Source organism: Aromatoleum toluclasticum ATCC 700605 (genome assembly GCF_000378245.1).
Lineage (GTDB): Bacteria > Pseudomonadota > Gammaproteobacteria > Burkholderiales > Rhodocyclaceae > Aromatoleum > Aromatoleum toluclasticum.
The window spans coordinates 29,205-53,606 of the sequence record NZ_KB899494.1; the positions used below are offsets into that span (position 1 = coordinate 29,205).

17 protein-coding genes are annotated in these 24,402 nt (G+C 68.8%); 9 read left to right on the forward strand and 8 right to left on the reverse strand.

Going from position 1 to position 24,402, the window contains the following annotated elements:
- Both uvrA and F464_RS0107810 read left to right on the forward strand, forming a co-directional pair.
- Positions 1-5,652 (forward strand): excinuclease ABC subunit UvrA, encoded by a 5,652-nt coding sequence (uvrA, locus tag F464_RS28005; RefSeq protein ID WP_018989234.1) that lies wholly within the window; start codon positions 1-3, stop codon positions 5,650-5,652.
- The gene (locus tag F464_RS0107810) at positions 5,649-6,341 is read left to right on the forward strand and encodes a cytochrome b/b6 domain-containing protein (protein ID WP_018989235.1); all 693 of its coding nucleotides are present in this window, start codon (positions 5,649-5,651) and stop codon (positions 6,339-6,341) included. Before uvrA ends, F464_RS0107810 begins: the two co-directional genes overlap by 4 nt.
- Before the next feature lie 50 nt (positions 6,342-6,391).
- On the opposite strand, the gene F464_RS0107815 is transcribed toward F464_RS0107810, so the two are convergent.
- The gene (locus F464_RS0107815; protein ID WP_018989236.1) at positions 6,392-7,312 is read right to left on the reverse strand and encodes a LysR family transcriptional regulator; all 921 of its coding nucleotides are present in this window, start codon (positions 7,310-7,312) and stop codon (positions 6,392-6,394) included.
- Between the two features lie 110 nt (positions 7,313-7,422).
- Here F464_RS0107815 and F464_RS0107820 point away from each other — a divergent pair, with 110 nt between their 5' ends.
- Positions 7,423-8,220, forward strand: coding sequence for a thioesterase family protein (locus tag F464_RS0107820; protein ID WP_040394729.1), 798 nt, complete (start codon positions 7,423-7,425; stop codon positions 8,218-8,220).
- Positions 8,221-8,271: 51 nt separating this feature from the next.
- Entirely contained in the window at positions 8,272-9,492 is a 1,221-nt protein-coding gene (locus F464_RS0107825) for an MFS transporter (protein ID WP_018989238.1), read from the forward strand.
- An 80-nt stretch (positions 9,493-9,572) separates the two neighbouring features.
- Here F464_RS0107825 and F464_RS0107830 read toward each other — a convergent pair whose 3' ends face one another.
- The 3 genes from F464_RS0107830 to F464_RS0107840 form a co-directional block, all read right to left on the reverse strand.
- Entirely contained in the window at positions 9,573-10,046 is a 474-nt protein-coding gene (locus tag F464_RS0107830) for a c-type cytochrome (protein WP_018989239.1), read from the reverse strand.
- 232 nt (positions 10,047-10,278) lie between these two features.
- Positions 10,279-11,769, reverse strand: coding sequence for a DegQ family serine endoprotease (locus tag F464_RS0107835; RefSeq protein ID WP_018989240.1), 1,491 nt, complete (start codon positions 11,767-11,769; stop codon positions 10,279-10,281).
- Between the two features lie 134 nt (positions 11,770-11,903).
- Positions 11,904-13,964, reverse strand: a complete 2,061-nt coding sequence (locus F464_RS0107840) for a TonB-dependent receptor plug domain-containing protein (protein ID WP_018989241.1) — start codon at positions 13,962-13,964, stop codon at positions 11,904-11,906.
- 149 nt (positions 13,965-14,113) lie between these two features.
- Here F464_RS0107840 and F464_RS0107845 point away from each other — a divergent pair, with 149 nt between their 5' ends.
- Together F464_RS0107845 and F464_RS0107850 are read left to right on the forward strand one after the other, a co-directional pair.
- Positions 14,114-15,052, forward strand: a complete 939-nt coding sequence (locus tag F464_RS0107845; RefSeq protein ID WP_018989242.1) for a hydrogen peroxide-inducible genes activator — start codon at positions 14,114-14,116, stop codon at positions 15,050-15,052.
- Positions 15,053-15,279: 227 nt separating this feature from the next.
- Positions 15,280-16,428 (forward strand): NAD(P)/FAD-dependent oxidoreductase, encoded by a 1,149-nt coding sequence (locus F464_RS0107850; RefSeq protein ID WP_018989243.1) that lies wholly within the window; start codon positions 15,280-15,282, stop codon positions 16,426-16,428.
- A 25-nt stretch (positions 16,429-16,453) separates the two neighbouring features.
- On the opposite strand, the gene F464_RS0107855 is transcribed toward F464_RS0107850, so the two are convergent.
- The 4 genes from F464_RS0107855 to F464_RS0107870 form a co-directional block, all read right to left on the reverse strand.
- A complete protein-coding gene (locus tag F464_RS0107855; protein ID WP_018989244.1) occupies positions 16,454-19,054 on the reverse strand; it encodes a DNA topoisomerase III in 2,601 nt (866 codons plus the stop codon).
- Positions 19,055-19,158: 104 nt separating this feature from the next.
- The gene (locus tag F464_RS0107860; RefSeq protein ID WP_018989245.1) at positions 19,159-19,626 is read right to left on the reverse strand and encodes a DUF494 family protein; all 468 of its coding nucleotides are present in this window, start codon (positions 19,624-19,626) and stop codon (positions 19,159-19,161) included.
- A gap of 17 nt (positions 19,627-19,643) precedes the next feature.
- On the reverse strand, positions 19,644-20,849 hold the full coding sequence (gene dprA, locus F464_RS0107865; RefSeq protein ID WP_051092261.1) for a DNA-processing protein DprA: 1,206 nt from the start codon (positions 20,847-20,849) through the stop codon (positions 19,644-19,646).
- The gene (locus F464_RS0107870) at positions 20,809-21,834 is read right to left on the reverse strand and encodes a LysM peptidoglycan-binding domain-containing protein (protein ID WP_018989247.1); all 1,026 of its coding nucleotides are present in this window, start codon (positions 21,832-21,834) and stop codon (positions 20,809-20,811) included. Before F464_RS0107870 ends, dprA begins: the two co-directional genes overlap by 41 nt.
- Positions 21,835-21,996: 162 nt before the next feature.
- Here F464_RS0107870 and def point away from each other — a divergent pair, with 162 nt between their 5' ends.
- The 3 genes from def to htpX all read left to right on the forward strand — a co-directional run bounded on the left by def (position 21,997) and on the right by htpX (position 24,394).
- Positions 21,997-22,500, forward strand: coding sequence for a peptide deformylase (gene def, locus F464_RS0107875; RefSeq protein ID WP_018989248.1), 504 nt, complete (start codon positions 21,997-21,999; stop codon positions 22,498-22,500).
- Positions 22,497-23,447, forward strand: a complete 951-nt coding sequence (gene fmt, locus F464_RS0107880) for a methionyl-tRNA formyltransferase (RefSeq protein ID WP_018989249.1) — start codon at positions 22,497-22,499, stop codon at positions 23,445-23,447. The genes def and fmt overlap by 4 nt, the downstream gene beginning before the upstream one ends.
- A gap of 98 nt (positions 23,448-23,545) precedes the next feature.
- Positions 23,546-24,394 carry a zinc metalloprotease HtpX gene (gene htpX / locus F464_RS0107885; protein WP_018989250.1) on the forward strand — a complete coding sequence of 283 codons (849 nt, stop codon included), beginning with the start codon at positions 23,546-23,548 and terminating at the stop codon, positions 24,392-24,394.
- Positions 24,395-24,402 lie beyond the last annotated feature (8 nt).

Below are 24,402 nucleotides of genomic sequence, written 5' to 3' on the forward strand. Positions count from 1 at the left end.
ATGTCCGACCGCATCCGCATCTTCGGCGCGCGCCAGAACAACCTCAAGAACCTCTCGCTCGACATCGCGCTGAACGAGCTGACGGTCGTCACCGGAGTCTCGGGCTCCGGCAAATCCTCGCTGGTCTTCGACACGCTGTACGCCGAAGGCCAGCGCCGATACGTCGAGACCTTCTCGCCCTACGCGCGGCAGTTCCTCGACCGCATGGACAAGCCGCAGGTCGACCGCATCGAAGGCGTGCCGCCGGCGATCGCGATCGACCAGACCAACCCGGTGCGCACCTCGCGCTCCACGGTCGGCACGATGACCGAGCTGACCGACCACTTCAAGCTGCTGTACGCGCGGGGATCGAAACTCTACTGCCGCGGTTGCGGCAAGCCGGTGCGGCGTGACGATCCGGACAGCATCCACGCGGCGCTCGCCGAGCGTTGTGCGGCCGAAGATCCGCGCCTGGTGCTGACTTTCGCGGTGCCGGTGCCGAAGAACTTCAGCGAAGAGGAAGTCACACAGCTCCTCAACCAGCAGGGCTACACGCGCATCCATTCACGCGAGTCGACCGATGGCGGCGAGCTGCTTCATGTCGTACAGGATCGCTTCCGCTTCTCCAACGCCGAGCGTAGCCGCGTCATCGAGGCCGTCGAGACCGCGATGACGCATGGCCACGACAAGCTCGCGGTGCGCGCGCAGGGGGAGGGCGGCGAGACGGTGTGGCGTTTCTCGCGCGACCTGCACTGCGCCGACTGCGACATCCATTACGCGGATCCGACGCCCGGCCTGTTTTCGTTCAACTCGCCGATTGGCGCCTGCGATACCTGCCGCGGCTTCGGCCGCGTGATCGGCGTCGATTTCTCGCTGGTGATCCCCGACGAGTCGAAGACGCTCGCCGAAGGCGCGGTGAAACCCTGGCAGACCGCGAGCTACCGCGAATGCCAGGACGACCTCGCGAAGATGGCGAAGAAATATGGCGTCGCGATGGACGTGCCGGTGCGCGACCTGCCGCCGGAACACCGCGCGTGGCTGCTCGAAGGCGACCCGGAGTGGAAGAGCTGGGAGGCCTCGTGGCCGCGCAAGTGGTACGGCGTGCGCCACTTTTTCGACTGGCTGGAGACCAAGGCCTACAAGATGCACATCCGCGTGCTGCTGTCGCGCTACCGCAGCTACACGGAATGCCCGGCGTGCAAGGGGGCCAGGCTGAAGCCGGAGGCCCTCCTCTGGCGGCTCGGTGAAAAAGCGACGGGCAGCGAAATAGGGGACAGACCCCAATTTGAGATTCATAAATTGGGGTCTGTCCCCTATTTCGCGGATTCCGGGCACGGCCTCGCGATCCACGAACTGATGGCCCAACCGGTAAGCCGCGTCCGCGACTTCATCGCCCGCGTCGAGCTCCCCTCCGGCCTCGACGAAGCCACTGAACTGCTGCTGGGCGAGATCAAGAGCCGCCTCGACTACCTTGCCAACGTCGGCCTCGCCTATCTCACGCTCGACCGCCAGTCGCGCACGCTGTCGGGCGGTGAAGTCCAGCGCATCAACCTCACGACCGCGCTCGGCACCTCGCTCGTGAACACCCTGTTCGTCCTCGATGAACCCTCGATCGGCCTGCATCCGCGCGATATCGACCGCATCCTCGCGGTGATGACGCGCCTGCGCGATGCCGGCAACACCCTGGTCGTCGTCGAACACGACCCGCAGCTGATGTCCGCCGCCGACCGCCTGCTGGATATCGGCCCCGGCCCCGGCGAGCGCGGCGGCGAGATCGTCGCCTACGCGCCACCGGCCGAAATCGCCGCCGATCCGGCCTCGCTGACGGGCGCCTACCTGTCCGGCCAGAAGCGTGTCGACGCCGGCCGCAAGCCGCGCACGGTCGGCAAGGACGATCCCGTGCTGCGTCTCGTCGGTGCGTGCGAGCACAACCTGCGCAGCCTCGACATCGCGATTCCGCTCGGCAAGCTGGTGTGCGTGTCAGGCGTTTCGGGCTCGGGCAAATCCACACTGATCCAGGATGTGCTCTACCCCGCGCTCGCGAAGCATTTCGGCCAGGCGACCGAAGCGCCCGGCGCCTTCGCGCGCCTCGAAGGGCTCGACCAGCTCGCCGGTGTTGTTATGGTCGACCAGTCGGCGATCGGCAAGAGCGCGCGCTCCAACCCGGTCAGCTACGTCGGCGCGTGGGACGCGATCCGCGCGCTGTTCGCCGCGCTGCCCGAAGCGAAGACGCGCGGCTACACGCCCGGCACCTTCAGCTTCAACTCCGGCACCGGCCGCTGCCCGACCTGCACCGGCTCGGGCTTCGAGCATGTGGAGATGCAGTTCCTGTCCGACGTGTATCTGCGCTGCCCGGACTGCGACGGCAAGCGCTACCGGCCGGAAGTGCTGGAGCTCCAGTGGCGCGACAGGTCGGTGTCGGATGTGCTCGACATGACCGTGTCGGAAGCGCTGGCCTTCTTCGCCGACCAGTCCGCGGTGCAGGCCGCGCTTGCGCCGCTCGCCGACGTCGGCCTCGAATACCTGAAACTGGGCCAGCCGGTGCCGACGCTGTCCGGCGGCGAGGCGCAGCGCCTCAAGCTCGCGGGGCATCTCGCCGATGCGGCGAAGCTGTCGGGCAGGAAAGCGAAGGCGAAAGCGCAGGCCGGCCGCCTGCTGTTCCTCTTCGACGAACCGACCACCGGCCTGCATTTCGAGGACGTCGCGACGCTGCTGCGTGCCTTCGAGAAACTGCTCGACGCCGGCCATGCGCTGGTCGTCATCGAACACAACCTCGACGTGTTGCTCGCCGCCGACTGGATCCTCGACCTCGGCCCCGAAGGGGGCGAAGCGGGCGGCGAGCTGGTCGTCGCGGGCACACCGCAGACCGTGATGGGCTGCGCCGCGTCGCATACCGGCGTCGCGATGCGCGCCTACGCCGAATCGCTCGGCAAGCCGACTGCCATCGTCGCCGAGCCCGTCGCCCGCTACCGCCCCGTCACCACCCCGGCGATCGAGATCCGCCACGCGCGCGAGCACAACCTCAAGAACGTCAGCCTGACGATCCCGCGCGACCGCTTTACAGTCATCACCGGCCTCTCCGGTTCGGGCAAATCGACACTCGCGTTCGACATCGTGTTCGGCGAAGGCCAGCGACGCTACCTCGAGTCGCTCAACGCCTACGCACGCCAGTTCGTGCAGCCGGCGGCGCGGCCCGACGTCGATGCGCTGTTCGGCATCCCGCCGACGGTCGCGATCGAGCAGCGCGTGAGCCGCGGCGGCCGCAAGAGCACGGTCGGCACGCTGACCGAGATCCAGCCCTTCCTGCGCCTGCTGTACGTGAAGCTCGGCACGCAGTTCTGCCCGAAGTGCGACGTGCCGGTGTCGCCGCAGAGCTTCGACGCGATCGCGGCTCAGATCCTGCGCGACTACCGCGGGGCGTCGGTGGAACTCCTCGCGCCGCTGGTCACCAACCGAAAGGGCCTGTACACAGCGCTCGCGAAATGGGCCAAGGGCAAGGGTTTCGACCAGCTGCGCGTCGACGGCGGCTACCTGCCGACCGCGAAATGGCCGCGGCTGGACCGCTACGTCGAGCACACCATCGAGCTGCCGGTCGGCATGGTCGTGGTCGGGCCCGAGCATGAGGCGGCGCTGCGCACGCAGCTCGCCGAGGCGCTCGAACACGGCAAGGGCGTCGCCAAGGTGCTGCAGCTCGGCAAGGTCGGCGCGCAGCCGCACACCTTCTCGACGCTGCGCGCCTGCCCGTCCTGCGGCGATAGCTTCCCGGAACCCGATCCGCGTCTCTTCTCGTACAACGCCAAGCACGGCTGGTGCCCGAGCTGCTACGGTACCGGCCAGCGCACCATCGGCCGCGTCGAGGACGCCAACGAGCTGGATCTGGCCGAGACCGAGCAGGTCACCGACGAAATCTGCCCGACTTGCGACGGCGCGCGCCTGAACCCGGTGGCGCGCGCGGTACGTTTCAGGGAGCTTGGCATCCACGAACTGTCCGCGCAGCCGGTCGCGAAGGTGTCGGGCTTCTTCGACAGCCTGAAACTCGAAGGCCGCGAGACCGACATCGGCCGCGATCTCGTCAGCGAGATCCGCGGCCGCCTCGATTTCCTGCAACAGGTCGGCCTCGCCTATCTCGCGCTCGACCGCGGCGCGCCGACCTTGTCCGGTGGCGAAGCGCAGCGCATCCGCCTCGCCGCGCAGCTCGGCTCCAACCTGCGCGGCGTGTGCTACATCCTCGACGAGCCGACGATCGGCCTGCACCCGCGCGACAACCGCATGCTGCTCGATACCCTGGAAGCCCTGCGCGACCGCGGCAACACGCTGCTCGTCGTCGAGCACGACGAGGACACCATCCGCCGCGCCGACCACGTGATCGACCTCGGCCCCGGCGCCGGCGTGCGCGGCGGCGAAGTCGTCGCCGAAGGTCGGCTCGCCGACCTGATGGCGGCGCCGCAATCGGCGACCGGCGCCTGCTTCCGCGCGCCGCTGCAGCACCCGATGCGCCCGCCGCTGGCGATAGGCGACGATCACCCCTTCCTGGTCGTGAGGAACGCGACGCTGCACAACCTGCAGGCCGTCGACGCGCGCGTGCCGCTCGGGCGGCTGACGGTCGTCACCGGCGTGTCGGGCTCGGGCAAATCGACGCTCGCGCGCGACGTGATCCACGCCAGCCTGCACGCCCTGCTCGGCGACCCCGACGCCCAGCGCGCCCGCCGTCGCGGCGAGGCGCAGACCAGTGCGGCCGACCCCATCGGCTGCGACCGTATCGACGGCTGGCAGGCGGTCGGCCGCGTGCTCGAAGTCGACCAGACGCCGATCGGCAAGACGCCGCGCTCCTGCCCCGCGACTTATGTCGGCTTCTGGGACGCCATCCGCAAGCTCTTCGCCGAGACTTTCGAAGCCAAGACGCGCGGCTGGAGCGCGTCGCGCTTCTCGTTCAACACCGGCGCCGGCCGCTGCCCGGTGTGCGAGGGCCAGGGCCAGACCACGGTCGAGATGAGTTTTTTGCCCGACGTGAAGCTGCCCTGCGACGCCTGTGGCGGCGCGCGTTTCAATCCCGAGACGCTGACGGTGCGCTGGCGCGAGAAATCGGTCGCGGAAGTGCTGGCGATGCCGGTCGACGAAGCCGTGGACTTCTTCGCGGCGCATCCGTCGATCGCCCATCCGCTCGCGCTGCTGCAGGACGTCGGCCTCGGCTACCTGACGCTCGGCCAGCCCAGCCCGACGCTGTCCGGCGGCGAGGCGCAGCGCATCAAACTCGTCACCGAACTCGCGAAGGTCAGAGGCCGCGCAGGAGAAAGTGCCAAGACCGGCGGCCGCCCGCTGCCCGCCGAAAAGCACACCCTGTACGTGCTCGACGAGCCCACCGTGGGACTCCACATGGCCGACGTCGACAAGCTGATCCGCGTGCTGCACCGTCTCGCCGACGCCGGCCACACCGTGCTCGCGATCGAGCACGACCTCGACGTGATGGCCGAGGCCGACTGGCTGATCGACCTCGGTCCCGAAGGTGGCGATGGTGGCGGGCGCATCGTCGCGCAGGGGCCGGTCGCGGACGTATGCGCGGGCGCCGGCTCGCATACCGCGACCATCCTCGCGGAATTTCTCGCGTCGCGCGCTGTTAACGGGGAAGGGGCAGCCGCCCCGAAGCGGAAAGCGAAGAAAGGTAGCAAGGCATGAAGCACCCCATCCTGCTGTGGGACCTCCCCACCCGCCTCGCGCACTGGCTGCTCGTCGCGCTGGTCGCCAGCGCGATAGTCAGCGTGAAGATCGGCGGCAACGCGATGGACTGTCATGGCCGCATCGGCCTGGCGATCCTCGGCGTCGTCGTGTTCCGCATCGTGTGGGGCGTGGTCGGCTCGACCTATGCGCGCTTTGCGCAGTTCCTGCCCACGCCGGCAACGCTGCGCTCCTACCTCGCAGGGCACTGGCGTGGCGTCGGCCACAACCCGCTGGGGGCGCTGTCGACGGTCGCGCTGTTGTCGCTGATGGCCGGCCAGGCGCTCGCGGGCGCGTTCGCTAACGACGACATCGCCTTCTACGGCCCGCTCTACCAAGCCGTGTCGAGCGAGCTGTCGGCGTGGATCACCGGCCTGCACCGCCAGGCCGAATGGATCGTGTATGGCCTCGTCGGGCTGCACGTCGGCGCGGTGATGTGGCACACGCACGTGAAGAAGGACAACCTCATTACCCCGATGATCACCGGCGTCAAGGCCGTGGATGATCCCGCGATTCCGCCCGCGCGCGGCGGCGGTCCGGTCGCGCTGTTCGTCGCGCTCGCGTTCGCCGGTTTCGCGGTGTGGGCCGTGTCCGGCGGACTGCTGCCACCGCCCGCGCCCGTTCCGGCCGCGACGACCCCGGCCTGGTAGGCCGGATTCGTTCCGTGCCGTGCCGGTCGGCGCCTGCAGCCGGCCCGCCGTCAGCCGCCGAGCTTCCCCCACGGCGGCTCAGGCTTCTGCATCGCCTCCAGCTCGTCCAGCAGCACCTTTACCTTGGGCAGGCGCGCCCGGCTGGGCATGTAGCAGGCGTACAGGTGGCGGCCGAAGTCGATGCGCGGCGTGTAATCCCTCAGCACGCGCACGAGCCGCCCTTCGGCCAGCTCCTTGCAGCACAGGTAGGTCGGCAGGATCGCCAGTCCGTGCCCGGCCAGCGTCGCATCGAGGATGCTTGCCGGTTCGTTGAACTGGATGCGGCCGCGCACCGGGATCGCGACTTCCGTCCCTGCGTGGTCGATCAGGCGCCAGATGCGGTTGTCCGAGAGCAGGAAGCTGAAGCACTGGTGATCGACGAGCTCGCGCGGCTGCTTCGGCGTGCCATGCCGGGCGAGGTAGGCGGGTGCCGCGCAGATCACCGTTTCCATCGTGAAGATGCGCTTCGCCACGACATCCTCCGGCGGCGTCTTGCAGAAGCGCAGCGCGAGGTCGATGCGGTCCTCGGCGAGGTCGACCAGCGTGTTGGTGAGGATCAGCTCGCACTCGAGCTCGGGGTAGCGGGTGGTCAGGCGCGGCAGCAGCGGCGCGACCCAGATGCGGCCGAACACCACGCTCGCGCTGATGCGCAGCAGCCCGCTCGGCACGTCGCCGAGGTTGCGCACGGCGACCTCGGTCAGCTCCACCGACTCGAGCGCGCGCAGCGCATGCTGGTAGAACACTTCGCCCGACGGGGTGAGGAAGAGCTTGCGCGTCGAGCGGTCGAACAGGCGCACGCCGAAACGCCGCTCGAGCTCGCCGATCTGCTTGCTGACCTGCGCCCGCGTGCAGTCCAGGCGCCGCGCGGCGGCTGCCATGCTGCCGCTTTCGACGACTTTCACGAAGGTGTCCCAGCTTGCGAGCCAGCTCATCTGTCAATCTCGGTTGTCAACACATCGTTGACGTAGCGGCAACTATTATCGGCTTTTTGTTTCCGTATCTGTAGGTTAAATTCTCGGTCACATACGCTAGGGTATTGAACATGCACAAGAGCATCGCGCTTCCCGAAGCCTTCTTCCAGCCGCTCGGCGACAACGCCTACCAGCCCACCGAAGCCACGATCGGCCCGTGGTCGGTGGAGAGCCAGCACGGCGGCCCGCCGATCGCGCTGCTCGCGCAGGCGCTGCGCCGCTTTCCGTCCGAATTCGGGCTCGACATCGCGCGCATCACCTTCGAGATCCTCGGGCCGGTGCCGGTCGAGCCGTGCGAGCTGCGCGTGCGCGTGCTGCGTCCGGGCCGGCGCATCGAGCTGATCCAGGGCGAGATGCTGGTGCGCGGCAAGCCGGTGCTGCTGGCCCACGCGTGGCGCGTCGAGCGCCTGCCCGAGAGCGCCGTCGCCGTTGCCGACCCCTTCGCGGTGCCGCCGCTGCCCGAGGCGCAGGCCCAGGTGTTCTTCCACGGCGTCGACTACTTCCCCTACGCCGACGCGCTCGAATGGCGCTTCGCCGACGGCAGCTTCATCGAGCCCGGCCCGGCGACGGTGTGGGCGCGTCCGCGCATCCCGCTCGTCGCCGGCCAGCCGACCGACGGCATCGAGGCCCTGCTGCTGATCCTCGATTCGGCCAACGGCATCAGCGCCGAACTCGACATCCGCCATTGGACCTTCGTGCCGGTGGATCTCACGATCAACATGCACCGCCATCCGACCGGCGAATGGTTCGGCATGTCGGCGCGCACCATCATCGACACGGGCGGCATCGGCACCGTGACGACCGCGGTGTTCGACCGCGACGGCGCGCTGGGCCGCAGCCTGCACACGCTGTTCGTGCGCAAGAAATAGATCAGGGCGCACCCCCGACCCCGACCATAACGACAAAGAAAGAAGACCCCCATGCTGCGATCCCTCAACACCCGCGCCGCGCTGATCGTCACCCTCTCGGCCGCCGGCATCCTGATGGTGACGATGGGCGCGCGCCAGTCGCTGGGCCTGTTCGTGTCCCCGCTCAACACCTCGACCGGGCTGGGCATCGCGACGATCAGCTTCGCCCTCGCGGTCGGGCAGTTCATGTGGGGCGCGATCCAGCCCGTCGCCGGCGCATTTGCGGACCGCTACGGCGCGGCGAAGGTGCTGGTGTGGGGTCTCGTGATCCTCGCGCTGGGCAGCGCGCTGACGCCCTTCATGGGTTCGGGCATCGGGCTGGTCGTGTCGCTGGGCCTGTTGTCGGCGATGGGTTCGGGCGCGGGCAGTTTCTCGGTGCTGATCGGCGCCGCGGCGCAGCGCCTGCCGGTGGAAGCGCGCGGCACCGCGTCGGGCGTGATCAACGCCGGCGGATCGTTCGGCCAGTTCGTGTTCGCGCCGGTGCTGCAGAAGCTGATCCAGAGCATAGGCTGGATGGGTGCGATGTGGTCGCTGGCGCTGATGACGCTCGCCGCATTGCCGCTGATCCGCGTGCTCGTCGATCCCAGGCACGCGACGCATCACCACGGCGCGCACGAGGACGCCGGCCTGTGGCGCACCGTGCGCCAGGCGATGGGCGACCGCAGCTACCTGCTGCTGCACGCCGGCTTCTTCACCTGCGGCTTCCACATCGCCTTCCTCGTCACGCACCTGCCGGGCGAAGTGGATCTGTGCGGCCTGCCGCCGACCGTCGCGAGCTGGTCGCTGGCGATCATCGGCCTGTCCAACATCGTCGGTAGCCTGTATGCCGGTGCCTCCGTGTCGCGCTACCGCAGCAAGTACGTGCTCGCGGCGATGTACGCCTCGCGCGCGCTGCTCGTCGCAATCTACCTGATGGCACCTAAGACCGCGCTGACCTTCTACCTCTTCGCCGCCGGCCTCGGCTTCACCTGGCTCGCGACCGTGCCGCCCACCGCCGCCATCGTCGGCAAGCTCTTCGGCATCCGCTACCTCGGCACGCTGTTCGGCCTGACGCTGCTGTCGCACCAGATCGGGGGCTTCCTCGGCGCGTGGCTGGGCGGCATCGCGATCACCGAGTTCGGCGACTTCTCGTGGATGTGGTACGCCGACATGGCGCTCGCCGCGATGGCCGCCGTCGTGAACCTGCCGATCCGCGAGGCGCCGGTGCTGCGCCCCGTGGCGCAGCCGGCCTGAACGCCGTCCCCCAAAGCGAAAATGGCCACCCCGTGGGGTGGCCATTTTGCTGTTCACCGTACCGGATCACCCGGCGCGCATCACTCCTCGACGCGGTACTTGTCGTGACAGGCCTTGCAGGCCTTGCCCATCTCGCCGAACTGGGCCTTGATCGCGGCCTGGTCGCCCGTCATCGCGACCTTCTGCAGCGTGTTGGCCTGCTCGATGAAGTTCTTCGCGATCTTGCCGACTTCCTCCTGCTCCTTGAAGAACTCGGCCTTCACGCGCGTGTCCTTCCAGCCCTTGCCCTTGTCGGTACCGGGCAGGTACAGCGCCCCCAGGCCGGAGTTGGCGGTTGCGGCGATCACGTTGGCGGCGGCGACGACCTGGTCCTTGTTGTACGGCGTCGTGCCGTCGACGACCTGCGCCTTGATCTTGCCCATGTTCCACGCCATGAAGGTGTAGCCGGACTGGCGGTTCTTGATCGCGTCCTCGGGCTTCATCTGCGCGGAGGCGAGGCCGGCGACGGACAGGGCGATGAGGCCGGCAGCGGCATGGGTGAGGAGTTTCTTCATTGATCGTTCTCTCGTTTCAGGTGGTTGGAATAAACCGCGTAGTGCGCGGCCGGACGCGTGTGCGCCGGTCCGCGCGATGATCCTGCGCAAACATGAACAGCAGTGTATCGGGATTTATTCCACGGCCAAGCCGCGCGTGACCCAGGTCACATAGCCCGGATGCGTATGCCGGCCGGCAGCGGATGGAGCGTCCGCCGCCGGCCGGCCCTGATCGGGCCGGCTTGCGGGACGCTCAGCTGCCGATGCGGATCGGCACGAAGAGGCGCGTGCCGCTGCGCTGCACGAGCAGCGCGAAGCGGTTGCCGACCTTCTCCATCAGCTGGCGGAAGGCCTGCACCGTGGTCACCGGCTGGTTGTTCACGGCCAGCACGATGTCGCCCTGCTGCAGGCCCGCCTGCGCTGCCGGACCATTCACACGTTCGACCAGCAGGCCGCCGCGCACGCCCAGCTGCGCGGCCTCCTCGTTCGTGAGCGCGCGGCCGGCGAGGCCCAGCTTGCCGCCCGCGTCCTCGCCGCGCTTGCCCTCGCCCCCGCCGCCCTGCACCTCGGCCAGGGTCTCCGGGTTCATCTCGCCCAGCGTCGCGCTCACCGTGCGGCTCTTGCCATCACGCCAGATCTCCAGCTTCACGCTCGTGCCGGGGCGCTTGTCGCCGATGATGCGCGGCAGGTCGCCCGATTCGCCGACATTTGCGCCGTCGACGCCCAGCACCACGTCGCCCGCCTTCAGGCCCGCCTTGTCGCCGGCGCTGTCGGGCTCGACGCTCGCGATCAGCGCGCCGCGCGGCTCGGCCAGGCCGAAGGACTGCGCCAGCTCCTTGTCCAGCCCCTGGATCGTGATGCCCAGCTTGCCGCGCTGCACGCGGCCGTACTTGACGATCTGGTCCTTGACCTTCAGGGCGACGTCGATCGGGATCGCGAACGAGATGCCCATGAAGCCACCCGAGCGCGAATAGATCTGCGAGTTGATGCCGATCACCTCGCCGGCGAGGTTGAACAGCGGCCCGCCCGAGTTGCCGGGGTTGATCGCGACGTCGGTCTGGATGAAGGGCACGTAGTTCTCGTCCGGCAGGCGGCGCGCCTTGGCCGAGATGATGCCGGCCGTGACCGTGTTGTCGAAGCCGAAGGGCGAACCCACCGCGACCACCCATTCGCCGACGCGCGAGCGCTCCGCGTCGCCCGTGCGCACGGTCGGCAGGCCGGTGGCGTCGATCTTCAGCAGCGCGATGTCGGTACGCCTGTCGGTGCCGACCACCTTGGCCTTGAATTCGCGCTTGTCGATCAGCTTGACCGTCACTTCCGATTCGCCCTCGCCGACGACGTGCGCATTCGTGAGCACGTAGCCGTCGTTGCTGACGATGAAACCGGAGCCCACGCCGCGTTGCGCGCGCGGGCCGCGGTTGCCATGGCCCGGCTGGCCGGGCATGCCCGGCGCCGGCACGCCGAAGCGGCGCAGGAAGTCGTAGAACGGATCGTCGGGCGACAGACCCTGGGCGTCCTCGCCCATCGGGCGCGCCTTTTCCTTAGGAGTCACCGCGATGTTCACCACGGCGGGACCGACCTGCTCGACGAGATCGCCAAAATCGGGCAGGCCGAAGCGGTTGAGCTGTGCCGCCTGTGCCGTCGGAACCGGGCTCGCCGCGAACGCCGCGGGAACCATGAGGCCGTCGATGAAAGCGGAGCCCAGGCCCATTGCCAGGGCGGTGACAAGGATCGTCTTGCGCATGTTGTGCTTTTCCCCTGAGTTGTCATCAATCCGTCGCGTAGACGCACGGCGGCCGCCGGCGTTCCCGGCCGCGTCATGCACCACAGATTCGGGGCGAAGCGCGCCGGACACAAGTCCGGCGCCTGCGCGGCAGCTCAGAAGCCGGCCGACACGCTCAGCATCACGACCGGCTCGAGGCGGTTGACCGGGTCGTTGGAGCGGGACGCCTGCTGCACCGGGAAATTCGCCAGCTCCTGGTGGCGTCCGAGGAGGTTGAGGCCCGTCAGCCGCAGCTCCAGCGTCCGTCCGCCGTCGAGGCGGAACTCGCGCGCGATGCTCGCATCGAGCTGCGTATAGTCCGGCACCGTGTAGCGGAAGCTCGGCGTGAACCCGTTGCCGGCCCGCACCGGCCCGACCCGCAGCAGGGTCAGCGCGCTCTGCCACGCACCCATGCGCTGCAGCCACGTGATGCTTGCCGAATACGGCGCGACGCTGTCCTCGGTGCCGTCGTCGCTGGCGCGCCCACGCATCAGCGTGTGGCGCAGCAGCAGCGTGCCGTTCTGCCAGGGCTTGAAGTCGAATTGCGTCTCGACGCCGTCGAGCCAGACCGTGCCGTGGCCGTTTGCCCACTGCGACGGCGGCAGGATCGCTTTCGGGACCAGTGCCGGCAGCGAGTTCTCCGCTTGCTGGCGCTGGATCTGGTCGTGGATGCGCTCGTGGAACACGCGCACGTCGAGGTTGCCCTGCAGCGACGGGAAGCGGCGCGCGTGGCCGATCTCGAAGCTGTCGAGGCGTGACGGATCGATGTCCGGATTGGGAACGAAGCGGTGCTGCAACAGCCCGAGGAAGGGGTGGATGATGCGCACGTCGCTGTAGCGGCCGAACACGCCGGGATTGCGCCAGGCGCGCGCGTAGCCGGCTCGCCAGGTCTCCGTCTCGTTCGGCAGCCAGTTGAGGAACACGCGCGGCGACAGGCGGGTACGGTCGTCCTGGAAGCGCTCGGCCATCGCGCCGAAGTTCCACTGCCATTGCGGCGCTGCCCGCCATTCGACGTTCGCGAACAGGCGGCGGCTTTCCTCGGCCGGGTCGGAACGGCCGAAGAAAATGAACGGCGCATGGACTTCGTCGCGCCGCCACTCGGCCCCCCAGCTCAGCCTCAGGCCCGTCCGGGGCGAGACGTTGTGCTGGAATTCGAGGTTCTGGCGCCGTGTCGTGAAGCTGTCGTTCACGGGGATCGAGAACGGGCCGCCGGGAAAGCGCAGCGGGCCGTTGTTGATCGCCCACTCGTTGCGCGTGCGCTCGTAGGCGTAGTAGCCCGACAGCAGGAACTCCTCGTCCGGACTGACGGCATGGCGCCAGCGCAGGTGGCCGAAATGCTCGCGCGTGTCCATGTCCCGCTCGGGATGCGAGTTGAACGGCGTGTTCGGGTAACCCGTCCCGCGCTCGATGTCGGTGAAGCCCGCGAGCAGGGTCAGCTCGTCGTGCTGGCCCAACTGCAGGTCGCTGCGCAGGCTCGCGCGCTGGCGGTCGCGGCTGTCGTTCAGGTCGTGCACACCCTCGTCGCGCAGGTGCTGCGCCGTGATGCGCAGGCCCAGCGGCCCCGAGCGCGTGACCACGCGGCCGCTCACTTCAGAATAGCCGTTCGTGCCGCCCGCAACCGAGACCTTCCCGCCGCGCTCCTCCGCGGTGTGGCGCGTGATGATGTTCACCACCCCCATGTAGGCGTTCGTGCCGTAGGACGCCGCGTCGGTGCCGCGCACGACCTCGATGCGCTCGATGTCCTCGATCGCGAGCGGGAATGAATTGCGCCCGAAGCTGCCGAAATACGCCGCGCTCACCGAGCGCCCGTCGATGAGGATCTGCAGCTCCTGCGGGGAATCGCGGTTCGGGCCATGGTAGCTGACCCACTGCTCGCTGCCACGTTCCTTCGCGACCAGCATGCCCGGCACCAGGCGCAGCAGGCGGTCCAGGCTGCGGTAGCCGGTCGCGCGGATCGTCTCGCGATCGAGCACGGTGATCGCCGCAGGCGTTTCGTTCTGCGGTCGCGGCATGCGCGAGACGGTGAGTACGACCGGGAGGGAATCGAAATAGCTCGATTCCGAAATCGGCGAGTCCGGCGAGGTTTCCGGCGCCATGCCGGACTGGGCCGTCGTCATCGACGAGCTCGCGGCAATCGAAATCGCGGCGACGGCGCGCAAATATAAGCGGAAAGTCATAGATAGTTATTGTTTGTAGCCCCGCCGTGCGGGGCATTCACTCGATGCGAAGTATAAGCGGCAGCCGCACCGAACGGGTTGCCGGAGGTGTCCCGATGTGCCCATGCGGAGTAACATCTTCGACGCATGCCATTGCCCGGCGTAACACCATGACCCTCACCGACCTCCGCTATCTCATCGCCCTCGCCCACGAGCGCCACTTCGGCCGCGCGGCCGAGAAGTGCCATGTCAGCCAGCCGACGCTTTCGGTCGCGATCAAGAAGGTCGAGGACGAACTCGGCGTGCAGCTCTTCGAGCGCAGCGCGACCGAGGTCAAGATCACCTCCACCGGCCAGCGCATCGTCGCCCAGGCCGAGAAGGTGCTGATGGAGGCGGCGCAGATCCCGGAGATCGCCGCGGCCGGCAAGGACCCCCTGTCCGGGCCGCTGCGCCTGGGGGTGATCTACACCATCGCGCCCTACCTGCTGCCGCGGCTGATCCCGCGCGTGCACAAGCTCGCGCCGCGCATGCCGCTGATCATCCACGAAAACTACACGACGCGGCTGCTCGAGGCGCTCAAGCGCGGCGAACTCGACGTCATCGTGCTGTCCTTGCCCTTCGACGAAGCGGGCGTCGTCGCCCAGCCGGTGTACGACGAACCCTTCCGCGTACTGATGCCGGCGACGCACCCGTGGAACGCGCTGGAGCACATCGATCCCGACAAGCTCGCCGACGACCAGCTGCTGCTGCTCGGCGCCGGCAACTGCTTCCGCGACCAGGTGCTCGAAGTGTGCCCGCACTGTCGCAGCGTCAGCGGCCTGCAGCGCACGCTGGAAGGCAGCTCGCTGGAGACGATCCGCCACATGGTCGCGACCGGTCTTGGCGTCACGGTGCTGCCCAGCACCGCCGCGGACGACCTGCCGGCGCAGAACACGCTGGTCGCCGTGCGCCCGTTCTCGGACCCCGAACCCTCGCGCCGCGTCGCGCTCGCCTGGCGCGTCACCTACCCGCGCAGCGGCGCGATCGACGTCCTGCGTACCGCCATCCTCGAGAGCGACCTGCCCGGCGTGCGCCCGATCGGCCGCGCGGCGCCGCTGGAGCTCGCCTGACGGATCGGAAACGCCCGTTCGCCCAGCGCTCGGAGTCGGCACGAACGCCGCGTGGCGGGATGCGCTGCGCTCCTCCCACCCTGCGAATCCGTGCCTTCACGAACAATTTTGCAACTAGCCTGACGACAAGCGCACTCATGCGATTGCCCTGGCGGACGTGACCGATTGCCGCGCCGTCCCGCGCGCCGGCGACTAGCGTGAAACCATGCCTTCCCCGGGGGAGCGCCGTGAATGCACCGCTCGTGATCGTCGGCACCGGCTTCGCCGGCTACGCGCTGTTGCGGGCGCTGCGCCAGCGCGACCGCCGGCGCGAGATCCACCTGATCGGCGCGGATGAGGCTGCCGCCTACTCCAAGGACCAGCTCTCTGCCGGTCTCGCGCGCGGGCGCGGCGCGGACGAGCTCGTGATCGCCACCGCCGAACAGATGGCCTATCGCTTCGAGGCCACGATCACGCCACGTCGCCGCGTGCTCGCGCTCGACCTCGCGGGCCATGTGTTGCGCACCGACAACCCCGCGCAGCCGGAACAGGCCTGGTCGCAACTGGTGCTTGCGACCGGTGCGGAAGCGATCCGGCCGGCAAACCTGCGCGGCAGCGACGCTGCGGCCGTCCTCACCGTCGGCAGCCTCGCCGAGTACGCCTATCTGCGTTCCGAGCTCGCGGGGCGCAAGCGCGTGGCCGTCGTCGGCGGCGGCATCCTGGGCTGCGAGCTGGCGGAAAGCCTCAGGCGCGGCGGGTGCGAGGTGACCCTGCTGGAGCCCGATCCGCGCCTGCTGGGAGGCGGCGTGCCGGCCCTGTGTGCCGAACGCATCGCCGTCGCGCTGGCGTCCGCGGGCGTGCGCATCCGCACCGAGGACGGCGTGCAGCGCATCGAGCGGGCCCTGGACGAACTCCACGTCACGACGCTGGGCGGAAAAGTGCTCGACGCGGACGTGGTCGTCGCCGCGCTGGGAAGCCGGCCGTGCGTGCAGGCCGCGCGGGCCGCGGGCCTGGACGTCGCGGTGGGCATCGTCGTCGATGCCGCGCTGCGTGCCTCGGTCGAGGGCATTTACGCGCTGGGCGGCTGTGCCGAATTCGAAGGACGCGTCTTCAAGCTGCAGGAAGACATCGATGAGGGCGCTCAGGTTCTTGCCGACGTGCTGACGGGACATGCGGCCCGCATGCGCTGGAAGGCGCGCGTGCGGCGCCTGAACCTGGAGTGTTGCGCGGTTGCGCTGTGCGAGCCGCCGCCCGTCGCCGGCGAATGGCACGAATCGGCCACTGCCCGCGGCGTGCGCGCTCTGTTCCACGACCGCAAGGGAGTCCTGCGCGGCTTCGCGCTGGTCGGCGATCCCGTCGGCGAAAGCGCCGGCCTGCTCGGCCGCGTCGCGCGCTGAAGCGCGACCCGCGCCGACGCCGGGATCAGGCTTCCTTGCGGGTCCGCGTGCCGGTTTTGCGGGCTGCGGGCTTGGCGGCTGCCTTGTCGGCCGTCCCGGCCGCCGCCGTTGCGCCTTCCTTGCCGGTCCCGTCGCCCGCCTTGGCCTTCGCACCCGCCTTGGGCGCCTTCGGCTCGAACTCGAAGCCCACCTTGCCGTCCGCGCCGCGCACGAGGAAGGCCGAGAACTTGCGCTTCGTGCGCGTCGACACGAAGCCCTTGAGCAGGTCGGTGCGGCCGTCGGCGAGCAGCTTCGTCATCTGCTCGCGCTCCACCGGCTGCTGCAGGATCACCTTGCCCGAGCGGAAGTCGCACGACTTCTCCGGCCCCACCGATTTGGCGCACACGTAGGCCATGCCGTGCTCGTACACCGGCGAGGCGCACTTCGGGCATGCGCCCAGCGTCTCCTGGCCGGAGAAATCGACCGGCTCGGCGCCCTCGCCGTCGTCCTTCGGCTGGCCGAAGTCGAACTCGGGCTGCTTGTCGTCGTTGAGGCGGATCTCGGCGTTGAAGAGCCGTCCCATCTTGCTGCGGAAGCCCATCAGCGGGCCGACCTTGCCCTCGCGCAGCAGCGTCTCGATCTCGGCGATCTCGAACTGGCGCCCGGCGACGATCTTCCACGCGCTCCAGTCGCAGCCCTGGCACGCGAACTTCTTGTAGTTCTCCTTCACGACGCCGCCGCACTTCGGGCACGGCGTAGCCAGCGTGACGAAGTCGCCCGGCACCGTGTCCGACTCGTAGCGCTTGGCGCGCTCGACCACTTCGCGCGCCATCTCGGCGATCTCGCGCATGAACTCGGGCCGCGACAGCTGGCCGCGCTCCATCTGCGCGAGCTTGTGCTCCCATTCGCCGGTCAGCTCGGGCGAGGTCAGGGCCGACACGTCGAGGCCCTTCAGCAGCGTGATCAGCGAGAAGGCCTTGGCGCTCGGGATCAGCTCGCGCCCCTCGCGGTGGATGTACTGCTCCGCGATCAGGCCCTCGATGATCTGCGCGCGCGTCGCCGGCGTGCCGAGGCCGCGTTCGCCCATTGCCGCGCGCAGCTCCTCGTCGTCGACCATCTTGCCCGCGCCTTCCATGGCGGAGAGCAGCGTCGCTTCGTTGTAGCGTGCGGGCGGCTTGGTGACGAGCGACTTCACGAGGATGTCGTCGGTCGATACCGTCTCGTTCGGCTGCACCGCGCACAGCTGCGCGCCGCCGCCGCTTGCGCCATCCTCGTCGTCCTTGACGGCTTCCTTGCCGTACACGGCCAGCCAGCCCGAATTCACCAGCACCTTGCCCTCGGTCTTGAAGGCCTCGCCCGCGACGCGCGTGATGCGGGTCGTGATGCGGTATTCGGCGGCCGGGAAGAACACCGACAGGAAGCGCCGCGTCACCAGGTCGTAGATCTTGTGCTCGGCTTCCGACAGGCTCTTCGGCACCGTCCCGGTCGGGATGATCGCGAAGTGGTCGGAGATCTTCGCGTTGTTGAAGATGCGCTTGTTCGGTTTCACCCAGCCCTGCTTCGTGATCTCGTTCGCGAAGGGGGCGTATTCGTCCGGCAGCGCGCGCATCACGTCCTTGACCGTGCCGAGGTAGTCCTCGGGCAGCGCGCGCGCGTCGGTACGCGGATAGGTCAGCGCCTTGTGCTTCTCGTACAGCGCCTGCGCGATCTGCAGCGTCACGCGCGCCGAAAAGCCGAAGCGGCCGTTGGCCTCTCGCTGCAGGCTGGTGAGGTCGAAGAGCAGCGGCGAGAGCTGGGTCGAAGGCTTGGATTCCTCGCTGACCGTGCCCGGCTTGCCGTCGCACTTCGCCTTGATCGCCCCGGCCTGCGCCTTGTCCCACAGGCGGAAGGCGGTCGCGTGCTCGTCGCCTTCGGCTCTTTTGAACTTCTCGTCGAACCAGCGTCCCGCGTAGCTGCCGGCCTGGCAGCCGAAGGAGGCTTCCAGTTCCCAGTAGTCGCGCGGCTTGAACTGGCGGATCTTCTGTTCGCGCTCGACCACGATCGCGAGCGTCGGCGTCTGCACGCGCCCGACCGTGGTGAGGTGGAAGCCGCCGGTCTTGGAATTGAACGCGGTCATCGCGCGCGTGCCGTTGATGCCGATCAGCCAGTCGCTCTCGGCACGGCACACCGCCGCCTGTCGCAGGCCCTCGACTTCCTGTGCCGAACGCAACTGGGCGAAGCCGTCACGGATCGCCGCAGCCGTCATCGACTGCAGCCACAGCCGGCGCACCGGCTTGTCGCTCTTGGCGTGCTGCGCGATGAAATTGAAGATCAGCTCGCCCTCGCGCCCCGCGTCACAGGCGTTGATCAGGCCGGTGACGTCCTTGCGCTTGATCAGCCGGGTCAGCAGCTTGAGGCGGTCGTCGGTCTTCTCGATGGGTTTCAGCGCGAACTGCGGCGGGATCACCGGCAGGTGGGCAAAAGTCCATTTGCCGCGCTTGACCTCGTACTCGTCGGGCACGACCAGTTCGAGCAGGTGGCCGACGGCCGACGAGAGCACGTACTCGTCCGACTCGAAATAATCCTTTTCCTTCGTGAAGCCGCCCAGCGCGCGGGCGATGTCCTGCGCGACCGAAGGTTTCTCCGCGATGATCAGTTGCTTGCTCATGCCGCTTGGCCGCCTTGGAAAACCCTTTCGGTCTTCGTGTATGGGGTGATCGAGCGGCGCATGATAAGCAGGCCGCCGTCAAGGGTGCAAGCTCGGGAGCTTGCCTAGTGCGGCAACGGCGCGGACTCTTCGCCCTCTTCGCCGAGCAATTCATCGACGATCAGGCTGTCGAGCGGCAGCTCGCGCTGCCACAGCACCATCAGCACGATCACCTTGAGCCGGGCGAGGCTGGCGGTGACGCCGTTCAAGGCCAGCGTGCGCTCGATGATGATTTCGCGCGTCCCTGCGTCGAGGGCGCCGGCATTTTCCAGGAAGGCGAGGAAGCCGCGGCACTCGGTGCCGAGCCGTGCTTCCTCCTCGGCCGCGTAGATGCGGAAAGCGCCCGGCGCGGGCGTCGTCGCGAGCGGCGAGGCGTCGGAAATGCTGCGCAGGCCCGAGAGCCAGTCGAGGGCTTCGGTGATTTCATCCTCCTCGAAACCGGCCGCCGAGAGCTTGCGGGCGAGCTGGTCGATTTCGGGGCAGGCGGTGGCGTGAACGTAGTTCTCGAAGAGGTATACAAGGATGTCGAACATGGCGGCACACCGTCAGGTCAATGGCGCTGGTAGCGCCCGCCGGGGAGTCGGCTGATCCGCCCGTCGAGCTCCAGTGCAAGCAGGATGGCGTAGAGCGCATCGAGCGTCAAGCCGCTGCGCGCGGCCAGGGTGTCGACATCGAGCGGGTCGTGCCCCAGGGCGGCGAGCACTGCGGCCTGCTCCGGTGGAAGGCCCGCATCGGGCGCAGGCGGCGGGAACAGGGCCTGCGAGGCGTCGGCGGCCGCAGGACTGCGCCGTCGTTGCGTGCCGCGGGCGGGGGGCGTCTCCGCGGCGGCAGGCCGGCCCCAGGCCAGTTCGTCGAGCACGTCGGCCGCGGTCTCGACGAGCTTGGCGCCGTCGCGGATCAGGCGATGGCAGCCGCGCGCGAGCGGCGAATGGATGGAACCGGGGATCGCGAACACCTCGCGCCCGCATTCGGACGCGAGCCGTGCGGTGATCAGCGAGCCGCTGCCGATGGCCGCCTCGACGACCAGCACGCCGCGCGCGAGCCCGGCGATGAGGCGGTTGCGGCGCGGGAAGTTGTGCGGCAGCGCGGGTGTGCCGAGCGGCAGTTCGCTGACGATGGCGCCCCGCTGTGCGATTTCGCGCGCGAGTGCCTGGTGGCGGGCGGGATAGACGCGGTCCGCACCGGTGCCGATGACCGCGACGGTCCTGCCCTCGCCCTGGGCGAGCGCACCGCGGTGGGCCGCGGCGTCGATGCCGAGCGCGAGTCCGCTGACGATCGTGAGGCCCGCGCCGGCGAGGTGTTCCGCAAAGGCCTGGGCGTTCGCGGCGCCGCCCGGCGTTGCCGAGCGCGCGCCGACGATCGCAAGCGCATTCGACGACAGCAGGGCCGGATCGCCCTTCACGTACAGCAGCACCGGCGGGTCGGGGATCTCGAGCAGGCCGCGCGGATAGGCGGCGTCGCCGAGGGTGAGGATGTGGTTGCCCGGTTCCGCGGCCCACGCGAGCGCTGCAGCGATACGCGCCTCGTCGGGCGCGGCGAAGAGAAGGTCCGCTGTGTCTGCGCCGGCCACCGCGATGATCGCGCTGCGCCCGGCGGCGAAGACCTGTCCGGGCAGCCCGAACGCGGCGAGCAGGCTGCGCTGGCGCTCGGGTCCGATCCCGGGGAGGAGGGTCAGCCGCAGCCAGGCGGCGAGATCGTCCTCCACCGCTGACGCGTCAGGGCTTGCGCACGCTGTCGCCGACCGTGACCTGGCCATCGGTCTCCATCACGAGCGCGTAGGAGACGCGGTCGAACACACGGAATACGAAGGCGAGGCCGTAGCGCTTCTCGGGCAGGTCGTAGGTTTCCTTGTTGCCGTCGTCGTCCTTGTAGACGATCGTGCCGCGGTTGCGGTGCAGCGCCAGCACGGTGCCGCGATCGACGCCTTCGCGGGTGCCGACGTTGAGCGTCACGACGTGGTTGCGGCCGGTCTCCGCGACGCCGCGGTAGATGCCGATCAGGCGCCCGGCGACATCGAACATCGGTGCGTGCGGGACGAACGAGAACACTTCGGGCTTGTCGCTGGCGAGGAGGCGGTCGCCCGTGCCGATTTCCTCGACGGCACTGAGGATCTCGAGCGTGGCAGGGGTTCCGTTCTCGGTGACGCGGGCGGCGCCGAGATAGGCGGCCTCGTAGCCGAGCACTTCCCTGGTCTCCGGATCGACGAGCGGCTTGGCCGGACGCAGGACCTGCCACACCTTCTGGTCGTCCTTGATGTTCTTGGCGAAGATCGTGTCGCCGGGGCCCATGAAGACGCGGCTCGTCTCCGTCGCGACCACGGTGCCGGCGTCGGCCAGTCGCGCTTCGTCGACGACCAGCGGCTTCGTCAGGAAGGGCTCGATATCCTGCATCGGGATGCTGGAGACGGCGTCTTTCAGATCTTCGTTATAGACCTGCGGCTGCAGTTTCTGGTCGCCGACGCGGCGGCCGATCGACAGGTACGGGCCGCTGCGGTCGAGCACGATGATCTGGCCGGGGTAGATCAGGTGCGGGTTGCGGATCTGGTCGCGGTTGAGGCGCCACACTTCGGGCCAGCGCCAGGGTTCCTTGAGGAACTTGCCCGAAATTCCCCACAGCGTGTCGCCGCGTACGACGGTGTGGCTGTCGGGGGCATTGTCGGCGATAGCGGCCGGCGCTGCGAGTGCGGGTGCGCCGAGAAGGGTCGCAACGCTGAAGAGGAGAGGGAATATAATGCGGGTCATCGCTCGCTTCCGATTGGAACGAACCGGATTTTCCGCTACCGGAACGTCTTCCGCCGGGCGAGGGTTCCGATCCGCAGACTCGATTCGAATGCCGGGGCGACCCCGACAGCATGCCAAAGCACTTGAAATTCTGCACGTAATGACTTAACCCGGCAAGCATTTATGGCGCTACTACCGATCCTCCGCTATCCCGACCCCCGTTTGCACACGCGCGCCGCCCCGGTTGCGCAGGTGGATGATTCGATCCGTCAGCTCGTCAAGGACATGGCCGAGACCATGTACGAGGCGCCCGGCATCGGGCTCGCCGCGACCCAGGTGGATGTGCACAAGCGGGTGGTGGTGATCGATGTCAGCGAGGACCGATCCGACCTGCGCGTGTTCATCAACGCCGAAATCCTGGAGAAGTCCGGCGAGCACATCGGCGAGGAGGGCTGCCTGTCGGTGCCCGGCATCTACGAGAGCGTGCGGCGCGCCGAGCGCGTGCGCGTGAAGGCGCTCGACGCCGCGGGCGAGCCCTTCGAGCTGGAGACCGACGGGTTGCTCGCGGTGTGCATCCAGCACGAGCTGGACCACCTCGAGGGCAAGGTCTTCGTCGAATACCTGTCGCCGCTCAAGCTCAACCGCATCAAGACGCGGCTGGCGAAGAAAGCGCGGATCACCGCGTGAGCGCGGCCATCCCCCTGCGCGTCGCCTTCGCGGGCACGCCTGAGTTCGCCGCCGCGGCGCTGGAGGCGATCCTCGCCGCGGGTTTCGCGGTGCCGCTGGTGCTGACCCAGCCGGACCGCCCCGCCGGGCGCGGCATGAAGCTCGGCGCGAGCCCGGTGAAGCAGGTCGCGCTCGCGCACGGCATTCCCGTCGACCAGCCCGAGAAGCTGCGCAGCGAGGAGCAGCGCGCGGCGCTCGCCGCGTGTGCGCCGGACATCCTCGTCGTCGCGGCCTACGGCCTGCTGCTGCCGCCGGCGGTGCTGGAGCTGCCGCGCCTGGGCTGCATCAACATCCATGCCTCGCTGCTGCCGCGCTGGCGCGGCGCGGCGCCGATCCACCGTGCGATCGAGGCGGGCGACGCCGAGACCGGCATCACGATCATGCAGATGGACGAGGGTCTCGATACCGGCGCGATGCTGATGAAGCGTGCGCTGGCGATCGCGCCCGACGACACGACCGCGACGCTGCACGACCGCCTCGCGGCGTTGGGCGCGGAGATGGTGGTCGAGGCCTTGCGCGCGCTGCCGCAAGGCACGCTGCGGGCCCAGCCGCAGCCCGAGGCCGGCGCGACCTACGCGGCGAAGATCGGCAAGGCCGAGGCGGCGATCGACTGGGGGCGTCCGGCGGTCGAAATCGGGCGCGCGGTGCGGGCCTTCAATCCCTTCCCGGGCGCGGTCGGCACGCTGCGCGAGGTCGCCGTGAAGGTCTGGCGCGCGGAGCCCGTCGCGGGCGCCGGCGAGCCCGGCACGGTGCTGTCGGCGGACGAATCGGGGGTCGTCGTCGCGTGCGGCGAAGGGGCGCTGCGCCTCGTCGAACTGCAGAAGCCGGGCAGCCGGCGCATGCCGGCCGGGGAATTTCTGCGCGGATTCCCGGTCAGTGCAGGCGAGCGCTTCGGCAGCGGGAGCTGAAGGCGTGCGGGGAAAATCCCCGCCCTGCATTGAAGCCGTGGCGTTCGGCCCCAGATAGGGGTCACACAAGCCCAATCACTGAGGAAGGAATTACGCACATGTTCGGCAACTGGCTGAAGACCTCGATCCTGATGGCAGGAATCGTCGCCCTGTTCGGTGCCGTGGGTGGAATGCTCGGCGGCAAGCAGGGCATGCTGATGGCGCTGGTGTTCGGTGGCGCGATGAACGTGTGGGCCTACTGGTTCTCCGACAAGATGGTGCTGCGCATGTACAACGCGCGCCAGGTCGACGAGACCAGCTCGCCCTACCTGTACAACATGGTGCGCGGGCTCGCGCAGCGCGCCGGCCTGCCGATGCCCAAGGTGTACCTCATCGACGAGGAGCAGCCCAACGCGTTTGCGACCGGGCGCAACCCGGACCACGCGGCCGTCGCGGCGACCACCGGCATCGTCCGCATGCTGTCCGAGCGCGAGCTGCGCGGCGTTATGGCGCACGAGCTCGCGCACGTGAAGAACCGCGATATCCTGATCTCGACGATTTCGGCGACGGTGGCCGGTGCGATCTCGATGCTGGCGCAGTTCGGCATGTTCTTCGGCGGCAACCGCGACGGCGAGCGTCCGAACCCGGTGCTGGGCATCCTCGTGATGATCCTCGCGCCGATGGCGGCGATGATCATCCAGATGGCGATCTCGCGCACCCGCGAGTTCGGCGCGGACCGCGGCGGTGCCGAGATCTCGGGCGATCCCGAGGCGCTCGCGAGCGCGCTGGCGAAGATCGACGCCTACGCGCGCGGCATCCCGATGCACGTTGCCGAGGCGCATCCCGAGACCGCGCAGATGATGATCATGAACCCGCTGTCGGGCGGGGGGCTGCGTGGCCTGTTCTCGACCCACCCGTCCACGCAGGAGCGTGTCGCGCGCCTGCGCGAGATGATGGTAGGTCGCTAGGCTTCCCC